This window comes from Thalassotalea sp. G2M2-11, assembly GCF_017168195.1.
Classification (GTDB): Bacteria; Pseudomonadota; Gammaproteobacteria; order Enterobacterales; family Alteromonadaceae; genus Thalassotalea_E.
Genome location: NZ_JADNYL010000001.1, coordinates 515,405 through 535,660 on the forward strand (window position 1 = coordinate 515,405; position 20,256 = coordinate 535,660).

The 20,256-nt window shown below is 40.7% G+C and carries 18 protein-coding genes; 8 read left to right on the forward strand and 10 right to left on the reverse strand.

All coding sequences use genetic code 11. The annotated features are described in order from the left end of the window. Positions 1-17: 17 nt before the first annotated feature. From folK to sfsA, 5 genes are all read right to left on the reverse strand, one after another. The gene (gene folK / locus IV514_RS02280) at positions 18-527 is read right to left on the reverse strand and encodes a 2-amino-4-hydroxy-6-hydroxymethyldihydropteridine diphosphokinase (RefSeq protein WP_206483285.1); all 510 of its coding nucleotides are present in this window, start codon (positions 525-527) and stop codon (positions 18-20) included. Continuing rightward, positions 524-1,864, reverse strand: coding sequence for a polynucleotide adenylyltransferase PcnB (pcnB, locus tag IV514_RS02285; protein WP_206483993.1), 1,341 nt, complete (start codon positions 1,862-1,864; stop codon positions 524-526). The genes folK and pcnB overlap by 4 nt, the downstream gene beginning before the upstream one ends. 160 nt (positions 1,865-2,024) lie before the next feature. Continuing rightward, positions 2,025-2,918, reverse strand: a complete 894-nt coding sequence (gene gluQRS / locus IV514_RS02290; RefSeq protein ID WP_206483286.1) for a tRNA glutamyl-Q(34) synthetase GluQRS — start codon at positions 2,916-2,918, stop codon at positions 2,025-2,027. Between the two features lie 14 nt (positions 2,919-2,932). Next, positions 2,933-3,373, reverse strand: a complete 441-nt coding sequence (gene dksA, locus IV514_RS02295) for an RNA polymerase-binding protein DksA (RefSeq protein ID WP_206483287.1) — start codon at positions 3,371-3,373, stop codon at positions 2,933-2,935. Between the two features lie 324 nt (positions 3,374-3,697). Beyond that, positions 3,698-4,384 carry a DNA/RNA nuclease SfsA gene (sfsA, locus tag IV514_RS02300; protein ID WP_206483288.1) on the reverse strand — a complete coding sequence of 229 codons (687 nt, stop codon included), beginning with the start codon at positions 4,382-4,384 and terminating at the stop codon, positions 3,698-3,700. Positions 4,385-4,530: 146 nt separating this feature from the next. Between sfsA and pepB the strand changes: the two genes are divergently transcribed. Continuing rightward, a complete protein-coding gene (gene pepB / locus IV514_RS02305) occupies positions 4,531-5,814 on the forward strand; it encodes an aminopeptidase PepB (RefSeq protein WP_206483289.1) in 1,284 nt (427 codons plus the stop codon). Positions 5,815-5,883: 69 nt separating this feature from the next. Here the strand turns inward: pepB and IV514_RS02310 are convergent, their stop codons facing one another. From IV514_RS02310 to IV514_RS02320, 3 genes are all read right to left on the reverse strand, one after another. Next, entirely contained in the window at positions 5,884-6,303 is a 420-nt protein-coding gene (locus IV514_RS02310) for a hypothetical protein (RefSeq protein WP_206483290.1), read from the reverse strand. Positions 6,304-6,400: 97 nt separating this feature from the next. Then, positions 6,401-6,958, reverse strand: coding sequence for an RNA 2',3'-cyclic phosphodiesterase (thpR, locus tag IV514_RS02315; RefSeq protein WP_206483291.1), 558 nt, complete (start codon positions 6,956-6,958; stop codon positions 6,401-6,403). 125 nt (positions 6,959-7,083) lie between these two features. Then, positions 7,084-9,810, reverse strand: a complete 2,727-nt coding sequence (locus tag IV514_RS02320; protein WP_206483292.1) for a TonB-dependent receptor — start codon at positions 9,808-9,810, stop codon at positions 7,084-7,086. Positions 9,811-9,998: 188 nt separating this feature from the next. On the opposite strand from IV514_RS02320, the gene hrpB reads away from it, so the two are divergent. The 7 genes from hrpB to IV514_RS02355 all read left to right on the forward strand — a co-directional run bounded on the left by hrpB (position 9,999) and on the right by IV514_RS02355 (position 18,967). Next, positions 9,999-12,539, forward strand: coding sequence for an ATP-dependent helicase HrpB (hrpB, locus tag IV514_RS02325; RefSeq protein WP_241242148.1), 2,541 nt, complete (start codon positions 9,999-10,001; stop codon positions 12,537-12,539). Between the two features lie 40 nt (positions 12,540-12,579). After that, positions 12,580-14,910, forward strand: coding sequence for a penicillin-binding protein 1B (gene mrcB, locus IV514_RS02330; RefSeq protein ID WP_346776887.1), 2,331 nt, complete (start codon positions 12,580-12,582; stop codon positions 14,908-14,910). Positions 14,911-15,217: 307 nt separating this feature from the next. After that, positions 15,218-15,808 carry a ubiquinol-cytochrome c reductase iron-sulfur subunit gene (gene petA / locus IV514_RS02335; RefSeq protein WP_206483293.1) on the forward strand — a complete coding sequence of 197 codons (591 nt, stop codon included), beginning with the start codon at positions 15,218-15,220 and terminating at the stop codon, positions 15,806-15,808. Next, the gene (locus IV514_RS02340; protein WP_206483294.1) at positions 15,808-17,070 is read left to right on the forward strand and encodes a cytochrome bc complex cytochrome b subunit; all 1,263 of its coding nucleotides are present in this window, start codon (positions 15,808-15,810) and stop codon (positions 17,068-17,070) included. Before petA ends, IV514_RS02340 begins: the two co-directional genes overlap by 1 nt. Then, positions 17,070-17,768 (forward strand): cytochrome c1, encoded by a 699-nt coding sequence (locus tag IV514_RS02345; RefSeq protein ID WP_206483295.1) that lies wholly within the window; start codon positions 17,070-17,072, stop codon positions 17,766-17,768. Before IV514_RS02340 ends, IV514_RS02345 begins: the two co-directional genes overlap by 1 nt. A gap of 80 nt (positions 17,769-17,848) precedes the next feature. After that, positions 17,849-18,490: a stringent starvation protein SspA gene (gene sspA, locus IV514_RS02350; RefSeq protein ID WP_206483296.1), complete on the forward strand. Its 642-nt coding sequence runs from the start codon at positions 17,849-17,851 to the stop codon at positions 18,488-18,490. Positions 18,491-18,496: 6 nt separating this feature from the next. Next, positions 18,497-18,967, forward strand: coding sequence for a ClpXP protease specificity-enhancing factor (locus tag IV514_RS02355; RefSeq protein WP_241242149.1), 471 nt, complete (start codon positions 18,497-18,499; stop codon positions 18,965-18,967). A gap of 97 nt (positions 18,968-19,064) precedes the next feature. Here the strand turns inward: IV514_RS02355 and IV514_RS02360 are convergent, their stop codons facing one another. Both IV514_RS02360 and IV514_RS02365 read right to left on the reverse strand, forming a co-directional pair. Then, positions 19,065-19,637 carry a BON domain-containing protein gene (locus IV514_RS02360; RefSeq protein WP_206483297.1) on the reverse strand — a complete coding sequence of 191 codons (573 nt, stop codon included), beginning with the start codon at positions 19,635-19,637 and terminating at the stop codon, positions 19,065-19,067. A 6-nt stretch (positions 19,638-19,643) separates the two neighbouring features. Continuing rightward, entirely contained in the window at positions 19,644-20,234 is a 591-nt protein-coding gene (locus tag IV514_RS02365) for a phosphoheptose isomerase (RefSeq protein ID WP_206483298.1), read from the reverse strand. Positions 20,235-20,256: the final 22 nt, after the last annotated feature.

The window sequence follows — 20,256 nt, forward strand, 5'->3', positions numbered from 1 at the left end:
ATCAAACTCAAGCTATTTTAGCGCATTTGTAGGGGGTAGCTCAATTGACTATGAATTTTTAAGCCATTGGCAGGAATATTACTGGCAAGTGTTTGTATTTTGTCACCATCAGGTAAAACTAAATCATCGCAAATTTCAGCGAGAGGAATTAAGACAAACTCACGCGCTTTGAGTCCGTAATGGGGGACAGTTAAACGCTCATTTTCAATCAACTCCTGATCATAAAGTAAGATATCAAGATCGAGAACACGCGCACCCCAGCGGTTTTCTTTTCGTATTCTTCCTGCTTTATTTTCAATTGCTTGTAGGTGATCAAGCACGGACAGTGGCGTTAATTGAGTATGTAATTTTGCCACAGCGTTCATATAATCGGGTTGATCTTGTGGCCCCATTGGGCGACTAAAATAGAGTGATGACGTTTTGACAAGTTCACTGTCAGGCATGGCGCTGATGGCGTGTAACGCCTGCTTAATTTGTTGCTCAGGATCCGATAAATTACTGCCTAATCCGATATAGACTGTGTTCATGGTTTACTCGGTGCTGTTGTTGCTCTTGGCTTTCGTCGCTTTCTTGGGCTGCGGCGCGCACTTGGGCGACCAAGGGTTTTGATCATCTGTTTTTGTGTTTCATGGTTATTGGTTTGAAAATCCGTCCACCACTTTGCCAATTCTTGCAGTTTTGGCTCTTGTTCTATTTCAGCTCTGAGCAGTAAAAAGTCGTAACCCGCACGAAATTTAGGATGCTCAAATGTTTTAAACGCTTTTTTTCCTTCCCGTTTCGTCAGTTTGTCTTGTAAAACCCATATATCTTTCATGACAGCTTGAAAACGTTTGGGGATGGCAATGCTACGCTGTTGCTCCGCCATTATTTCACCCAGCGCATTGAAAAACGCATCTTGTGGCGTTAACTGTGTTTGCTCACGTAATTGTTCGATCTGCCTTTGTAATGGATACCAAAGCAGCGCAGCAAATAAAAATGCCGGGGTTACCCGTTTATTGTGATTTATTCTGTCATCGGTATTTTTCAATGCCGTTTCTATAAAAGAATTGATAAAAGGTAATGACTGTTGCTCAATAGCTTGCGCTACGATAGGGAAAAAGTACTTTAATAGTTCATAATGATTGAGCTGGTGATAATTTGCTTGAGCTTTTCCAGATAAAAATAACTTTAAAAACTCCTCAAACATGCGAGCAGGAGGAATATTACCTAATAAAGAAGCCAGTTCTTTAATTGGTTGTTCTGTTTCTGGGCTGATGGTCATATCGAGTTTGGTAGCAAAACGAATAGCTCGTAACATCCGAACAGGGTCTTCACGATAACGCGTTTGTGGATCGCCAATTAGACGAATTGTTCGGCTGTTGATATCTGCTAGGCCATTAGCAAAATCGTAGACCTTAAAGTCAGCTGTAGAGTAATACAAGGCATTGATGGTGAAATCTCGACGCTCGGCATCTTCTTCAATTGAGCCGTAGATATTGTCACGCAGTAACATGCCGTGTTCATTTTGCTTAGATGTTTTTTGACAAGGTTTTTGCTGTTTCTCATCACTATCATGATGGCCGCGGAACGTGGCAACTTCAATAATTTCGCGGCCAAAAAGAATATGTGCTAATCGAAAGCGACGGCCGATAAGACGACAATTTCGAAACAGGGCTTTGATTTCTTCTGGAGTAGCATTTGTTGCGATATCGAAATCTTTTGGTGCTAAGCCTAATAAAATATCACGTACACCACCTCCAACAAGGTATGCGTCAAAACCAGCTTTGTTTAATCGATATAATACTTTCAATGCGTTGGCACTGATCAAGCTGCGAGAAACAGGGTGTTGATCTCTGGTATATACGTGTGGGGATGTTTGCTTGATAGTGGCTGGTTTAGTGCTTTTTTTAGCTAAAACTTTTTTGCACAAATTGATCACGCTTTTGATGATGAGACGCCTTTAACATACTTTGAAAAAAATAAGGGCTAATAATATAACAGTAGCGGGAAAAAGAGAATGAAAAAACACCAATGGGTGAGAATTTCTAGCAAATATGAATTTGTGTTTTTCTTGGTATCGCAGCACGTTGCCAGTGAGAGATCCCCCATTGAATGATGTCATCGACTGTACCATCGCGTAGCTCATTGGGAGGACATTGACCCAAGAATTCTAAAGCCGCAATCAGTGACGCTTGTGGTTTTGTAACATCAATGGCTGGCGCTTTATTTTGCTTACTAAGCTTATAACCTTGTTCAGTGACTGCAAGCGGCACGTGCGCATATTGAGGGGCTGTTGCATTGAGTATCTGATAGAAACTGAGCTGTCGACAAGTCGGCTCAAGTAAGTCGCAACCTCTAACTACATGGGTGATGTTTTGATAGATATCATCAGCCACTACGGCAAGCTGATAAGCAAATAATCCATCTCTGCGACGGATGATAAAATCTTCCTGAGCGAGCGCTGGATCGCAGCTCACCTTGCCTTGGATCAAGTCGTTAAATGAGCTAGTTCCGGCGGTGTTTTTAACTCGGATTGCACAGTGCTGGTCAGCTAAAGCTAAGTCTCGGCAATGACCTTGATAAATACCGCCTGCAGCCTTAATTTGTGCGCGTGTACATTGGCAATTATAACTGAGCTTTTTATGGCTTAGCTCATCAATAATGGCTTGATAGCGTGCAGTTTGTTGGCTTTGATATAAAACCGAATCATCCCAGTGTAAGCCATAAGCTTCTAGGGTATTTAAAATGACGTTACTTGCGCCGGCTTTTTCGCGTGGCGGATCAATATCTTCAATGCGAACTAACCAAGATCCTTGATTTTTTCTGGCATCGAGAAAACTAGCTAAGGCACTGACTAAGGAGCCAAAATGAAGGTAACCGGATGGAGATGGAGCAAAACGACCACGATAACTCGGTGGTCGTTTGATTGACTGCGTCATTGTTTTGTTAACAATTAACCAGCGAGTTGACGTTCTTTTATTTCTGCTAACGTTTTACATTCAATACAAAGATCGGCGGTAGGGCGAGCTTCTAAACGGCGAATACCGATTTCGATGCCACAAGCCTTACAAAAACCGAAATCATCTTCTTCAATTAACTGTAACGTTTTTTCAATTTTCTTGATCAGCTTACGTTCGCGATCTCGGGTACGTAGCTCTAGACTAAACTCTTCTTCTTGTGCCGCACGGTCTACGGGATCAGGAAAGTTTGCCGCTTCATCTTTCATATGGGTTACGGTACGGTCAACTTCTTCTCTTAACTGCGCGCGCCAAGTATCAAGGATCACCTTAAAGTGCTCTAATTGCTCAGCGCTCATGTATTCTTCGTTAGGTTTTTCTTGGTAAGGTTCAACACCTGCCAAGGCTAAAATACCTAAAGCTTTTTTGTTTGGCATGCTAAGTCTCCTAATGCTAAATAAATCAACTGGCTTTGTCTGTTTTAGTCAGTTAATTGCAAGTGCCAATTATAAATAGACCTGAAATATCAGAACTATATTGTGTTACAGAGAATAAAAATCAAGAAGAAATCAACAAATAATTAAATAATTAAATATAATCAACCACTTAGGTTTGATAAAAATTTATTTTATTGAGCAATTACTCTGCAAGCACACTTTTTTAGCAAGTTTTACCCTGTTTCGTCAATGGTTAGTTGGTTTTATCCTCTTTATTTTTAGCCGTTTGACAAAAATAATTGATATTACAGATGATATTATCTGTTATTGGATTAACTGGTAATGGTTGAGCAGATCAACTTTATAAGTAATTAACTGCATACCTTGCTTTATCGCCTGCTCAAATGCTTGTTGGTATTTTGCATCAATATGTTGGGCTATCTTTACGGTATTTATGCCCGAATGAAGAATGGCGAAAATCAAAACAGCATGACAGCCAGTACGGCTCATTTCTTCAAGTTCTCGTAAATGTTTCTGGCCCCGGGTGGTAACAGCATCGGGAAAGTACCCTTGACCATGTTCAAGTAAGGTGGCGCTTTTGACTTCTACATAAGTATCAGGCTTAGTGGGGAAATTGAGTAAAAAATCAATTTTACTTTGTTCCTTACCGTATTTTACTTCTCGGTGAAGCGCACTAAAACCTGATAATGCTGGTATTTGCTGATCAGTCAACGCCTGTTCGATAAATTGGTTGGCACGAATGGTGTTAACACAGATAAGATCGCCATTCGGTTTTTGTGTTAACTCCCAACTTAGGGGGTACTTACGTTTAGTGTTATTGGATGTGCTGTACCACACCGTATCTCCTTGTTCGGCACATCCTGTCATCGCCCCAGTATTAGCCACATGAATGGTTGTTTGACTGCCATCTTCAAGTATCACATCGGCAAGAAACCGCTTATAGCGTTTGATCAATGTGGCTTTATTTAACGAAATTTTATGAGTATTCATATTATTGCAGACGAGGAAGCTAAAAAATTAATAATGCAAGATCCTAACATGCCTTTGCGTGAAATATTACGTTAGGTGATGAAACTCCACAAAAGATCCCATATCATGAGTATATACAAGTAGAAATTAGCAAACGGTGGAAAGATATGACACAAGTGGTTTCAGTCGAACTGACATTTGAACAACAAACGCAGGATTGGCAACAAGATAAACTGATTCAAATAGTAGGGGATGTGGTTTATATCTATCTTGAGAAAACTCAAGAGCATCAATTGCGTCAGATCCAAAAAGCCGGGCGTAATATTGAGAAAATGGGGATAGCTCACGCAAGATTGGTTGGACAACACTGGGATATTGACAGCCAGTGGGCATTCGCTTTGGGGTTCACTTGTGTCGGTAAACTGTGCAATATTGAATTTGTCGGAAGCAATGAAGAAATTAATCAGTTGAATGATAAATTGGCTGTGTATGCTTGGGCACGAGATTTAACGAATCATACACCGTCTCAGTTACCGCCTGAGCAATTAGCAAAATCAGTGACCGATTATTTAACCGCTCAAGCACCAGCCTATGTCTCTGCCAAGCTGATTAGCGGTGAAGAACTGGCTCAACAAGGCTGGCTTGGTGTCTACAATGTTGGCAAAGGAAGTACTCACTCACCTTGCTTGTTAGAACTTGATTATAATCCTACGCAAGACAGTGACGCGCCTGTAAAAGCGTGTTTGGTTGGTAAAGGCATTACCTTTGACAGTGGGGGCTATAGTATTAAAACCAGTGAAGGCATGTTTGATATGAAGTCAGATATGGGGGGAGCGGCTGTTGTGGCAGGAGCATTAGCATTGGCGATTCGCCAAAAGTTATCGCATCGTGTGAAGTTAATTTTATGCTGTGCTGAAAATATGATTTCAAGTAATGCTTATAAGCTCAGTGATATCATCACTTATAAGAATGGCGTGACATGTGAAGTGGCAAATACTGATGCGGAGGGACGCTTAGTATTAGCCGATGGTTTGTTATTAGCTGGTGAAAGCCAACCAGAAATGGTAATTGATGCTGCTACCTTAACAGGGGCCTCTGTGATGGCTACAGGAGGCGATTATATGGCGCTGTTTGCGTTAGATTCGTCACTCGCGCATAAAGCTAAATTATGTGCACAGTGTGTACAAGAACCCATCTGGCAATTGCCTTTAGAACCTTGGCACCAGGAGAAATGCCCATCTGCTTTCGCTGATACCGCCAATAGTCGTACGCAAAAAGGTGGCGGTGCTGGTGGTGCCAGTAATGCGGCGGGCTTCTTATCACGTTTTGTTGAACCAAAAGGTTGGCTGCATTTTGATTTGTCATCCGCCTACAATGGCTCTGGGAATGAATTATGGGCGGCAGGGGCTACGGGGGTTGGCATTGCCACTATCGCAGAGTTGATTAAATAGGGAAACTCCATGGTTCGCAGCGCAATAAGGTATTTGCGCTGCGACTATAATGATTAGATGATGTGAGTGTTAAGTGGTTGTGGTTAAACTATGTTGTTCAATATAGTCTGTTAGCCAATTCTTAGCACTGTGTACATCACTGAAAACATGAAAAGGTAAGTGACAAGTTTGGTAAACACGTCTGAGCTGCATTTGCTGAAGGTCTGCGGTGCTTGAGTTAATGATCACACTGGCATTGGCAATCATGCCTTTTTCCATACGAAAGCGCGTGATATCAATTAATGTTTGCTCTGCTTCAGGCGTAAATATACTTTTGCCATAAAAAGTTACTAAAACTCCCCAAGGTTGTCCTGATAAAATATCACAAGCCTGATACATTTCTTCAACATAGGCTTTAGCGGTTACTTCATTAAACGGGCCATGCGCATCAACAACTAAAATGTTACCTTGAGGTTCAATTTTATAACTTCCATGTGCTGCTAACTTCATTTTGACTCTCTGCTAATTAAACCAGACGATATAGTTAACAGAAACGAAAGACCTTGCCAAGTAAGCAGATTTTTTCAAATATTCAAGTTTTTTTATATCAATAAAAGCAGTCACTTATTTTTGTACAAAAAAACCAACTTTTTATCGGGGTATACATAACACCACGTTCAGTTGATTGCGAAGCATACAAACTAAAGCTTGAAATGTTAATAGGTAGTGCGAGCGAGGGGACTTCAGGCAAGAGTTTGGCTTTTCGCGCAATCGAGAGGTGAGGTAAAAAGTCTCTTTTTTCTTGAAATATGCCTAATTTACTCGCTTGTGCTGATAAATAGTTTGCCAGTTTGGTTAACTCTGATGGAAATTGAGGAAAAGCCAAATAAAGCACTTGTGGTTTTCGAAATAGTCCAAGCTCATTTGCAACTAGATGATAGTGCTGACTTAGCGTTGGAGTATTTAACACATATTCATTTGCTTGATTAATTAACTTTGTTTCAGCACTTTTTTTTATCTGTCCTAAAAAAGCTAATGTGATGTGTAAGTTATCTTTGCTCACAGGTTTTACTGCTAAAAACTGATGCTGCTCCCGCCAGTGAATAAGTATGTTTTTGTCTCTGGGACTAATATCAAGAGCAAAGAAAAGGCGCTTCATCGACATGAATAGTGGTCAGTTTGTTATCGTAGTTGATAAAAGTTAACTGAAATTTATCGAAAAGAAAAGGTCAATACCCAAGTGAGTATTGACCTTATTTAACCAGACAGTTGTGTGTAAGGGAGTGTCGGTTAAAACTTGGCTGAGACACCTGCAAAGATTCGGCGACCATAGTTATATTCCGCTAAACGAGCGGTAGCACCGGTCTCCGATTTTACATAGTACTCTTGATTTTCATCAGTAAAGTTAAGTATCTGAAGATTGAAAGAAATATTATCATTTAAGTGGTAATTAAAGTTTGCATCCCACTGACCATAATCATCGGTATAACGATCAATATTTCTGGCTAATCCTGCATAGTACGAGCTACGGAACGTATATGAGACTCGTGCGGAAAAGTCTTTGACTTCATAATACCCACTCATGTTAAAAGTGTCTTTTGAGTTATTTGGAAGTACGGCATCTTCTTCATCCATATCAGCTTTTTGATAGGTGTAGTTAGCTAATAAACCAAAGCCGTTATTAAAGTCGTGTTGAGCATTAATTTCGAAACCTTTATTGGTACCGCCACTGCCATTAACGGGAGTTCTCAGTTCCATTTCGGTTACTTCATAGGCAACACCATCTACACCAAACTCATTTACTGATTCATCCGCAGGGAGTAAAACCTTTGCTAACACATTGTCTGTATCTACATAGGTTTCAATATTTTTAATAAAGTAGGCAAATGACAAAATAGACGCTTCGGTAAAATAGTATTCGGCCGAGATGTCATATTGTGTAGCTTTGGTTGGATCTAGCATTGGATTGCCTTGTACCCCACCAGCACGAGAGTATATTTTTCGCTGAGCTAATAAGTCGTAATCGGGGCGAGCAATAACTTTCGCAGCAGCAACACGCACAATAATGTCGTCTTGTACCCGGTAAGATAAGTTCAGACTAGGTAACACATCGGTATAGTCGCGCTCAACAGTAACAGGAACTGCCGTATCAAATAATACATCTGGCTTATACCAACCAGCAGGTGTTAAAATATCGACACCAATACTTGCCTGTTTAGTTTTAGCAACACGGATACCTGCATTACCTTTTAATTTACCTGATTCAAAGTTAACTTGAGCGTAAGCACTAGAAATTTTTTCTTCTAACGCTAGCGAATAACCTAAATGATTGTAATCCCTAAGTGTTGTAACTTTGTCAAATTCTCCTAGTAAATTAGAGAAGTTATAGTTGAATAGGTGTGGGTGAGTCCCTTCGCCCATAAAATTATCTGCTAAACCATTGGTCATGCCGCCCATATTGATCGACTGAACACCCATACCAGGATAGATGCTGCCTAACCAAGCAGAGCCACTCCAAGGCTCTTCATATGAAAGCCAAGGGTACTTGATTTCTAAAAATATTTGAGAGCTTTTGCTGTGATCCATGTACTTTATGCCAACATCAAAAGAGTTAATAAAGTCATGATCAAGTTGGTAATGTAAGTCTGTTTGGAAATAGGTTTCTTCTTGATCATTGACAAACAATTTGTCTGCCATGTAAGTACCAACGTAGTCTTCCGGCTGAGGGTTGGATGTCAGAGAATAATTTAAACTGTTTCCTGACACGTCAAATGTGGCATCAGTAGGCGCTTCATAATCAAGTGCTTGAATTGAAATGTCACCCTCTGCTTTAGTGATGCCGACTTGCATGGCAAGATCAAAATTATCTCCAGCCCAGTCTAATCGTAGATCATGTACTTTGGTTTCATAAGAGCCGATTTCTTGTGTCAGTGCATAGCGAGACTCTAGATAGTCTTGTGTATGATGGTATCTATCAGGTTGTGTTTTAATGTCGCTAAGGTTTGCAAAGATAGATCCTGAAGTGAGAATATCCCCGGTAAGCGTACCCGTTAGACCTGATTTTGCCGGATCTTTAGAACCAATATAAACCCCATTTGAGGTACTTCGGTTGGCTTTATCGACACTTGAAAGCAGGTTGTTTAAGGTTAATACCACACCATCCGTTATTTCGAACTGCAATGCTGACGATAAGGTGGTCAGTTCTTTGTCTGACTTATAGCGTGAAGCACTCACATCAAATGGCGTATAAACGGTTTGTCCATCGTGGCTGAATGAATGCTCGTAACCAATTGAGCTGTAGCCATCACGCTGCGTGGTGCTTTCTTTCACAACACCGCCGATATTAAAACCAAAGTTCTCATTGTTATTCTTCCAAGTATAATAACCGGAATACGTTGGAGAGTGTTCACCACTGGTTTCTTGATAACTGTCTTTCAAAGAAAAAACAGCGGTATTTGCTTTTTCATTCAAAGGAAGTCGGGTTTTTACAATAACAGTACCACCTACTGACCCTTCTTGTACTTTCGCTTGTGCTGATTTATGCACTTCTAATGTATTAATGATTTCGGTGGGCAATAATGAATAATTAAAACCACGTGATGCTTTTAAAATTGAATGAGAAGCTGTTGCTGAGGCGACATTTTGACCGTTTAGTAAGGTTAAATTCAGGTGTGGCGCCGTGCCTCGAATACTGACTCGGTTACTTTCACCTTCAGACTTTTCTACTTGAACACCTGTTATCCGTTGTAATGCATCAGCAACGGTTTGATCAGGGAATTTACCAATATCTTCGGCAGAGACAGCATCGACAATCGTATCGGCAAAGCGTTTGATGTTTAAGCTTTTTTGAACAGAGCCTCGGTAGCCTGTCACTTCAATTACTTCGACTTCTTCTGCCTTTTTTTTCTCTTTCTGCTGCTTTTGTTCTTCAGCCCAAACTTGTCCCGTTAAGCCAATGCTAAGTAATAATGCCGATTGAACAGCAAGCACGCTTTTTTTCACTCTTGTATGTTTCACCTGTCTCTCCAAATAATCTATTCTTTCAGTTATAAATTTAAGGAATTTTTTATTATTGCAGTGCCACTATTGAACAAATTATTATCAATGTCAATATTTTTTGGAATAATTTATTCTTCTATTGTTTGGTCACCGAAAAACTATAGGTGTTTGCTAAATTACTTTAAAATGGGGAATATTTTTTATGAATGATTAACAGTGACATGCCTTCAGCTTTACCTATTGAAAGTTTAAAAGCAGCGTTTATTTCGGCCATTAACGTGAATAACACGCTGATTGTGTCTGCAGAACCTGGCGCAGGAAAATCCACGCGCTTACCCCTGTGGCTGCTTGACAAAGAGTTGGCAATTAACGGGAAAATTTATTTGTTGCAACCTCGGCGAGTGGCCGTTAAAACGATTGCGCTATTTTTGGCAAAACAACGAGGAGAAGCGGTCGGGCAAACTATTGGTTATCGTCTTAGAGATGAGAGCAAAGTCAGTGATATAACGCGCTTAGAAGTTGTTACTGAAGGTATATTAATCCAAATCATGCAAAGTGATCCTGAAATGGCAGATACCAGTATCATTATTCTTGATGAATTTCATGAACGATCTTTACAAGCCGATCTTGCTTTTGCTATGGCGCGAGACATTCAGCAAAGCTTAAATGAAAAGCTGACGTTAGTGTTAATGTCAGCGACTTTAGCCACAGAACAGTTACAACTCGCCTTACCTGAGTCGTGTAAACTGTCGAGTGAGGGGCGAAGTTATCCGATTGAAGTGAGCTACCAAGCAGCGAAAGATATACGCCAGTGGCGAGGGCATTGTACTAAAGTTATTAAGCAAACATTAGCCAATCATGCGGGCTCAATATTGGTATTTTTACCTGGCAGTGGCGATATTCGAGCGATTTATCAACAGCTAGCTGAATTAGCCGATGAGCAGTTATTGATCTGTCCATTATATGGTGATTTGAGCTTAGCAGAGCAGCAACAGGCCATTGCACCTTGCCATGAAAATCAACGAAAAGTGGTATTAGCCACTAACATTGCTGAGACCAGTTTAACCATTGAAGGAATTAATATCGTTATTGATTCTGGGTTAGAAAAAGTTGCGGTTTATGATGAAAGTCGACTGACTAACCAGTTGCTCCAACGCAATATTGCTAAGTCTTCGGCAACTCAGCGCGCAGGTCGCGCTGGACGGTTGAGTCATGGCTTATGCATTCGATTATATGGTGAAGAAGAATATCAGCGTCGCAATTTGCATAATCCATTACCGATCACCAGAGCTGATATTCTCCCTGTGGTGATTGAAGCGGCGCGGTGGGGAGTGAGTGAATTAGCACAGTTGCCGTTACTCGATCTGCCGTCGAAACCGCAGGAGTTGTTAGCTTGGCAAACGCTAGAAAAATTACAAGTAGTGGATAATAAGCACCGTTTGACGCAACATGGTGAACAAGTGGCAAAATTGCCGTGCCATGCGCGTTTTGCTCATATGATCATTACAGCCGTAGCCCTTGAGTTGCAACATCAAGTATCAGGCTTAGCATGGTTAGCTTGCCTTTTGGCGGCGTTGCTAGAAGAGCGCGATATTCTTTCAAGCCAGCAAAGAGACGCGCAAGCCGATATCGCTTTGCGGCTTGGGATATTGCAGTCGAAACCTCACGAGCCTCGGTTGAAGAAAATTATTCAACAGACAAAGCGTTTAGCGAACATTGCGGGTGTGCGCTACGCGCAACATCTTCCAAATGAATATGCGGGTGTATTGCTGTTTTTAGCTTACCCCGAACGATTTGCTAAAAAACGTGGCGACTCAGTAAATAATAACGGTGAATATCTTGCCAGTTATGGAAAAGGCTTGTATTTGGCAAGTGAGGATGCTTTGAATAACCATGACTATCTTGTCGCAGTCAATGTGGCTGTTTACCAAGGCAAGCTGGCGATTCGCTTAGCTGCTAAAGTCGATGTTCAGCAGTTGCTTGACTGGCAGTTGATAACTATAACGAAAAGAGATGTATGTACTTACCAACCGAATAAGTCACGAATTATCTCGGTTACTCAACAGTGTATAGGTGAAATCGTATTAACTGAACAAAGTACCAGTGCTCAAGAGAATGAGCAGCAACTGTATCAGGTTTGGCGGGAGCAAATTCTCGCGCAGGGGTTGGCGTTTTTAAACTGGCAGGTGCAAGATCATGCGCTGTTAGCACGTTGGCGCTGGATAAATTCTTGCCAAGATATTGATGGTTTCCCTGATGTGAGTGATTCAGCCTTGTTAGCCAGCTTAGATTTATGGTTGCAGCCTTTTATTGGTGGAGTGTTAACCAAAAGTCAACTCGGTAAGTTAGACATCAGTACCATGTTATTGTCGATGCTAGATTACCAGCAGCAACAATTACTAGATAAGTTGGCACCGAGCTATTTTATTGGTCCTACGGGGCGGAAATGCCCTATACGCTATAGTCAGCAAAGCGCTCCGATTGTGTCATTACCGATGCAAGAAGTTTATGGCATGCAATCGAGCCCATGTGTTGGACAAGGCAAACAGCAAACGCCGTTAACAATAGAGTTGTTATCTCCTGCACAACGTCCGATTCAAATAACGGCGGATCTTGCGGGTTTTTGGCAAGGGAGTTATAAAGAGGTGCAAAAGGAAATGAAGGCCAAGTATCCAAAACACTACTGGCCAGATGATCCAGCGAACGCTTGTGCGACTAATAAAACTAAACGTCACCTGAAAAATTAGCTACTATAGCCATCTGATTAACTTATTTTTACGAAAACTTGTGTCAAATAAAACTACTAAAGATTCTGCTGAAAATGTAACCATTAAAAAGAGCAAGTTGAAACGCGCATCAATATTTTTTGCCAAGTTAAGCTTTGTTGCCGTGGTGGTGTTGGCCTTTTATACCTTGTATCTTGACAGTAAAGTTGTAGCTAAATTTGAAGGGCAACGTTGGCAAGTCCCCGTGCAAGTGTTTGGCAAAATTGAACGTTATCAGTTAGGTGATGCCATCAATTTGCAGCACCTGAAAGAAAACTTACTACTGACTGGCTATAAGCGGGTTAATCATCCACGAAAATCGGGTGAGTTTGCGTTATCAAAAACACGCATCATTATATATCGTCGCCCGTTTGACTTTGGCTCAGGTATTGAAACAAGCCAGCAAATATTAATTGATGTGGCACAGCAAGCCAATCAACAACGTGTTTCGCAACTCACTATCGATAATGCGCCTGCTTCCCAAGTTGTATTAGAACCGTATTTAATCGATCGCATTATTCCAGAGAACAAAGAAGATCGCGTGTTAGTACCACTACAATCAGTGCCAGAGAAATTACTCGATACTCTATTACTAGTGGAAGATAGAGATTTTTATTTCCATGCGGGGATTTCGCCGTTAGGCATTTTGCGTGCACTTTATGCCAATTTGCGTGCCGGAAGAACGATACAAGGTGGTAGTACCTTAACCCAGCAGTTAGTGAAAAACATGTATTTAACTCGTGACAAAACCTTGTGGCGAAAAGTCAACGAAGCCATTATGGCGTTGTTGCTGGAATATCGTTATAGCAAAGACCAGTTATTAGAAGCTTATATTAATGAAGTGTATTTAGGGCAACACTTTGCCAATGGTATCTATGGCTTCGGTTTAGCGGCCGAATTTTACTTTGGAAAAAGCATCGCCCAATTGACTGATGAGCAAATGGCAACCTTAGTTGGCGTGATCAAAGGACCAAGTTATTACGATCCATGGCGTTATGAACAACGAGTAAAAAAACGTCGTGATCTGGTGCTGAAATTGATGTTTCAGCAGGAGTTTTTAACTAAGGCTAACTACCTAGCTGCGGTGAATTCTCCTTTAACGGTGAGAAAATCACGTCGCTTAAAGCAGACGAAACAAAAGTTTCCCAATTATTTGCAATTAGTTAAACGAGAATTATCTCAAGTATTATCACCGAGTGAGCAAGCGTCCGGCATTCGTGTGTTTACTAGTTTTTCTCCCTATAGTCAGCAGCTGGCACAAGAGTCGGTGCAACAACAATTGGCGAGCTTAGCAGGGAGTGAAGAACATCAATTACAAGCGGCGATGATAGTCTCAGATATTTCTACAGGAGAGATCAAAGCTGTTGTTGGTGATAAAAAAAGTGGCTACGCAGGCTTTAATCGTGCAGTAAATGCCAAAAGACCGATTGGTTCACTGATCAAACCCGTTATCTACTTATCCGCATTAGAGCGGTATCAGGAATTTCAATTGGCCACCTTATTAGATGATAAACCTATTAGTTTTGAAATGGATAACGGTGAAGTGTGGCAGCCGAAAAACTATGACGGTAAGTTTCATCAACAAGTGTCGTTACACGATAGCTTAGTTCGCTCCTATAATATTCCCACAGTCAATTTAGGAATGACGGTGGGCTTAGCGCATATTGCAGAAATCATTCATATGCTAGGTTATGATGAAGATATTACACTGAGGCCGTCAATGTTGTTGGGCTCAATCAACATGTCGCCTTATCAGGTTAACCAGCTGTACTTACCTTTTGCTAATCAGGGACATTATGTTGAAAGTCATGTAGTTGACTTAGTGATATCTTCTCAAGGGGAAACTTTATATCGTGGTGTGACAGAGCCAATCGCTTATTTTTCCTCACAGGCCAGTTACCTCACTGACTATGCATTGACTCATGTGACAACTGAAGGGACGGCTAAATCCTTATCATGGCGGTTAAAAAATCGCGTAGTAGCAGGAAAAACAGGCACGACAAATGATCAGCGAGACAGCTGGTTTGTCGGTTATGACAATCAACACTTGATCACGGTTTGGCTCGGACGGGATGATAATAAAGCAACTGATTTCACTGGTAGCAGCGGCGCATTAACTGTATTTGCTAAATTTATGGAGCAATATGGTGTGATTGATAAGCAATTTACTGTGCCAGCCAATATTGAGCAGGTTTCATTTGAACAAAATACCGGCTATCCGTTAGCCGTTGATTGTGAAAATACCATCGAATATCCGGCAGTGAATCAAGGATTACCATACCAATACAGTTGCTCAGAAAATAATCAAGAAAACAAGAAGAAACGTTCGTGGTTTGAAAAATTGTTTGGTTAAAAAACACACAGTGGCTCTTAGGTTAATTTGGGGTAGTTAAATGTGAGTTTTATCACGTTATTTTCCCTGAATAATAGCTATTCTCATTTGGTAAGCTAACATAGAGTCTGTACAAGTTTTTTTAGCAATAAATTGCAATTTCTCTGTCGCTAACCGCCTTATTTGCCTTGTAAAAAATAGGGGTTTTCTTTATGATCAGAAAAATTTTTTGTCGCTAAGTGTATTTGAACAAAAAATGTCCGTATTTTGCTTGTTAAAGTATCGATATTTTACTTTGTTCAAATAGAATAATAATTGGAGATGTTGGATGAGCAATGCGCCCGTGAATAACGGCCGTCGACGCTTTTTAACTGCTGCTACTTCGGTAGTTGGTGGTGTGGGTGTTGTCGGTGTAGCTGTGCCTTTCATTGGATCCTGGAACCCAAGCGCTCGTGCGAAAGCAGCGGGTGCTCCAGTTGAGATCCAAGTCGGGAAAATGCAGCCTGGTCAATTAGTGCGTGCCGAATGGCGCGGTAAACCTGTGTATGTAATACGTCGTACTGAAGAAACGTTGCAAGCGTTACCGAAACACGATGATCAGTTACGAGATCCTCAGTCTGTTGAACCACAGCAGCCAGAGTATGCGACGAATGAACATCGTTCAATCAAACCTGAATACATGGTGGCATTAGGGGTGTGTACTCACCTAGGTTGTGCGCCTACTTATCATAAAGGCACATTTGAAGAGCAAGTTGAAGGTGTTAAAGATGGCTTTTTCTGCCCATGTCATGGTTCTAAATTTGATATGGCAGGTCGAGTTTTCCAAGGTGTACCAGCGCCGCTTAACTTGGTTGTTCCTGAGCATTCTTATCCCAATGAAGACACCATCTTAGTTGGTGTTGGTCCAGGAGAAGCGTAATGAATAATTTTTTTGCATGGATTGAAAAACGCTTACCATTAATGGATGCGATGAACAAACATGCTGCACAGTATCCAGCGCCAAAAAACTTTAACTTTTGGTATGTGTTTGGAATTTTAGCGTCGGTTGTCTTAGTTAACCAAATTCTGACTGGCATTTGGCTTACCATGAACTATGAGCCGTCTGGCGATGGCGCTTTCGCATCAATCGAATATATCATGCGTGATGTTGATTATGGTTGGTTGTTGCGTTATATGCACTCAACGGGGGCGTCTGCGTTTTTCATCGTTGTCTACTTGCATATGTTTCGCGGTATGATGTATGGCTCTTATCAAAAACCACGTGAGTTATTGTGGATTTTTGGGATGTTTATTTTCCTTGTGTTAATGGCTGAAGCCTTTATGGGCTATTTGTTACCTTGGGGTAATATGAGTTATTGGGGCGCGCAGGTTATTATTTCATTATTTGGTGCAATTCCGGTGATCGGTGATGATTTAACCATTTGGATCAAAGGTGACTATGTTATCTCTGGTGCAACCTTAAACCGTTTCTTTGCTTTGCATGTTATTGCCTTACCTTTAGTGTTGGTCGTGTTAGTCTTCTTGCATATTTTAGCTTTACATGAAGTAGGTTCTAACAACCCAGATGGCACAGATATTAAGAAGCCTAAAGGCAGTGTTCCTCCTGAAGAACAAAGCAAGTTCAAATATCACAAACAATATTCAGAGAAATACGATATTGTTGATGCGGTGCCATTCCACCCATATTACACAGTGAAAGATTTAGTGGCGGTAGTAGTATTTTTATTCTTCTTCTGCTGGGTAATGTTCTTTGCGCCAGAAGGGGGCGGCTACTTTATTGAAGCGCCAAACTTTGAACCTGCTAATGGCTTGAAAACACCTGAGCATATTGTACCAGTGTGGTATTTTGGCCCATTCTTTACCATCTTACGTGTCGTTCCTGACAAGTTATTTGGCATGATCACTATGTTCGCTGCCATCGGTATGTTATTTGCGTTACCTTGGTTTGATCGTGGTACGGTGAAGTCAATTCGCTATCGTAGTAAAGCGCATTTACTTAACTTAACACAATTTGCGATCAGTTTTATTGTATTAGGTATTTTAGGTACTATGCCAGCAACTGACTTAGCAAATATGATCGGTCGTATTGCGAGCTTAGGTTATTTTGGTTTCTTCATCTTACTTTGGTTCTACAGTAAGAACGAGCAGACTAAACCAGTACCAGAGAGGGTGACAGGATAATGAAAAAGTTATTAATTGCATTATTAACTGTAGTTCCTATGCTGGCTTTAGCGGCAGGATCATCAGTACATTTGGATAAAGCAAACAATGATTTAACGGATAAAGAATCACTTAAGCGTGGTTTCGAAGCTTATTTAAACTATTGTTTAGGTTGTCACCAATTACAATACCAGCGCTATAATCGTACATTTGCCGATTTAGGTATTGATGAAAAAGAAGGTGTGGCAAACTGGATGCCAACGGGTGAAAAACCAGGTGATCATATTACTAATACCATGCCAGCTAAAGAAGCGGCAAAATGGTTTGGTACAACACCACCTGATTTAACATTGGAAGCACGTTTTAGAAGCCCGGATTATATTTATACCTATTTACATTCTTTCTATCAGGATGATTCACGCCCATTTGGTGTTAACAATAAAGTGTTTAAAGATGTTGGTATGCCGCATGTGCTACAAGATCTTCAAGGTTTAAAAACCATTGATGAACACGGTAACTTATCACCTGCTACTGGCGGTACGATGACAGCGGAAGAATATGACGCATTTGTGCGTGATATTGTTAACTTCTTAGAGTATGTCGGTGAACCAAATAAACTTGAGCGTGAAGCTCTTGGCTATTGGGTACTAGGCTTCTTAGTAATTTTATTTATCTTTTCATATTTACTTAAGAAAGAATATTGGAGAGATGTACACTAATATTGCATTAGTGTCGTAAAATATTTTGGGGGCATTTGCCCCCTTTGTTAGTTTTTAATTTGTAGAAATTTGGAGGCGAAATGGCCGTTGCTGCAAACAAACGCTCTGTAATGACTTTGTATTCTCATGCAGATGATATGTATAGCCATCAAACTCGTATTGTCTTGGCTGAAAAAGGCGTTGGTGTAGACATTCACTTGGTTGATATGGCGAATTTGCCAGAAGATTTATTAGATTTAAATCCTTATGGAACTGTACCTACACTAATTGATCGTGAATTAGCTTTGTATGAAGCGTCAATTATTATTGAGTATTTAGATGAGCGTTTTCCTCATCCGCCATTGATGCCAGTATATCCGGTATCTCGTGGTCGTAGTCGTTTAATGATGCATCGCGTTGAAAATGACTGGTACAGCTTAGCAAAAATCATTTTAAATGGTCCTGCTGAACAAGCTGCTAAAGCACGTCAAGAGTTGAAAGAAAGCTTGTTAAGTGTAGCGCCAATTTTGAATGAAGCACCATATTTTATGAGTGAAGAGTTCAGCTTGGTGGATTGCTACTTAGCACCATTACTATGGCGTTTACCGGTATTTGGTATTGAGCTTGAAGGTCAAGGTTCGAAAGAATTAAAGTCTTATATGCTTAAAATATTTGAGCGTGAATCATTTCAAGCCTCATTAACTGAAGCGGAACGTGAACTTCGCTTTGGTAGTGCAGTGTAAGTTGTTATGTCAACTCGTATGACTTCAACTAAGCCCTACATTGTTAGGGCTTTTTATGACTGGATTTCTGATAATCAGCTGACGCCTTATATTGTTGTTGATGTGAGCGTTTATGGTGTGATGGTGCCGATGGCATTTGTCAACGATGGCCAGGTTGTGCTGAATATCTCCTCATCTGCTGTTGGTGCTATTTCAATGGTAGGCGAGCAAATAGAATTCAGTGCTCGTTTTGGTGGTAAATTAGAAAACTTAGTGGTGCCTTATGGCGCAATTGCAGCGATATATGCAAAAGAAAATGGTGCTGGCACCAATTTAGCCATTGAGCATCCTGAGGAGTCTGATGAAGTGAGTGAAGACAAAGCTGGTGCAACATTATCATCGGTTACGTCAACCAAGTCAGATAGTTCAGAGAAAGAAAGTGTTGATACAAATAAACCAAAGAAAAAAGGCAAACCTAGTTTGAAGGTGATCAAATAAAGCGTCCACTTAGGCAAAGCTTTTATCTTTGATAAATAAAAAATCCATCAATTTGATGGATTTTTTTATGGGGAATAGAAACCAAATAGTTTAGCGATTAATCTTGGTATTCAAACATTTTAAAAACACGATTGACGCCACCAATATGACGAGCGATTTCAACCGCTTCGTTTGCTTCATTGGTTTTGATCAACCCAAGTAAGAAAACCTCACCATTTTCAGTCACTACTTTGATATTGGTTGCATCTACTTCATCACTTGAAAATAAGGCAGTTTTAACTTTAGACGTTAACCATACATCGTTGGTTTTAGTGGTAATTGAGGTGGTATTACCGATGCGAATTTGATCATGAATTTGCTCAATTCCATCAATTTGATTGAGGGTTTTGATGGCTAAGTTCTTTAAATAGCGGTTTGGTGCTTGACCTACGATCAGTACTTTGGCGTTGACACTGATCACTTGCAGATTCGTATTATCACTTAAACCGTCTACTTGAGCGAGCTTGCTGTGTGCAGCTAGTTCGATTTTCTGGTCATCAATTAGTTTACCAACGCTACGGTTGTCATTAATTACAGCTGCTCCACCGACAACGCCAACAACGGCAGCAGAAACACAGCCTTGTAACACAATTACTGTGGTGGCGATTAACAGGTGTTTGAATTTGATCATAGTGAGTTACGCTTCATCTTGTGGAAATAAAGTGGAATCAATAATATCACATAAGCAATGAATAACGATTAAGTGGACTTCTTGGATCCGAGCGGTGCGCGACGAAGGTACACGAATTTCAACGTCGTTCTCCCCTAATAAACCGGCAATATCACCGCCATCTTTACCCGTTAATGCAATAATTGGCATATCGCGAGCGACAGCGGCTTCTATTGCTTTAATGACATTGCGTGAGTTACCACTGGTGGAAATCGCTAATAGCACGTCTCCTTTGTTACCCAGTGCTCTGACTTGCTTAGAGAAAACTTCATCATAATGATAGTCGTTAGCAATTGAAGTAATGGTGGAACTATCAGTGGTTAATGCAATTGCAGGTAAGCTAGGACGTTCAGTTTCATAGCGATTGAGTAATTCGGCAGAAAAGTGTTGTGCATCACCAGCTGAACCACCGTTACCACACGAAAGAATTTTACTGCCACTTAATAAGCTTTGCACCATGATCATGCCTGCTTGCTCAATAGGGCTAGCTAATGCTTCGCTTGCAGCAATTTTAGTTTGAATGCTTTCGGTAAAGTTGCTTTTGATTCTATCTAACATAAATGCTCAATACTCCACTGGT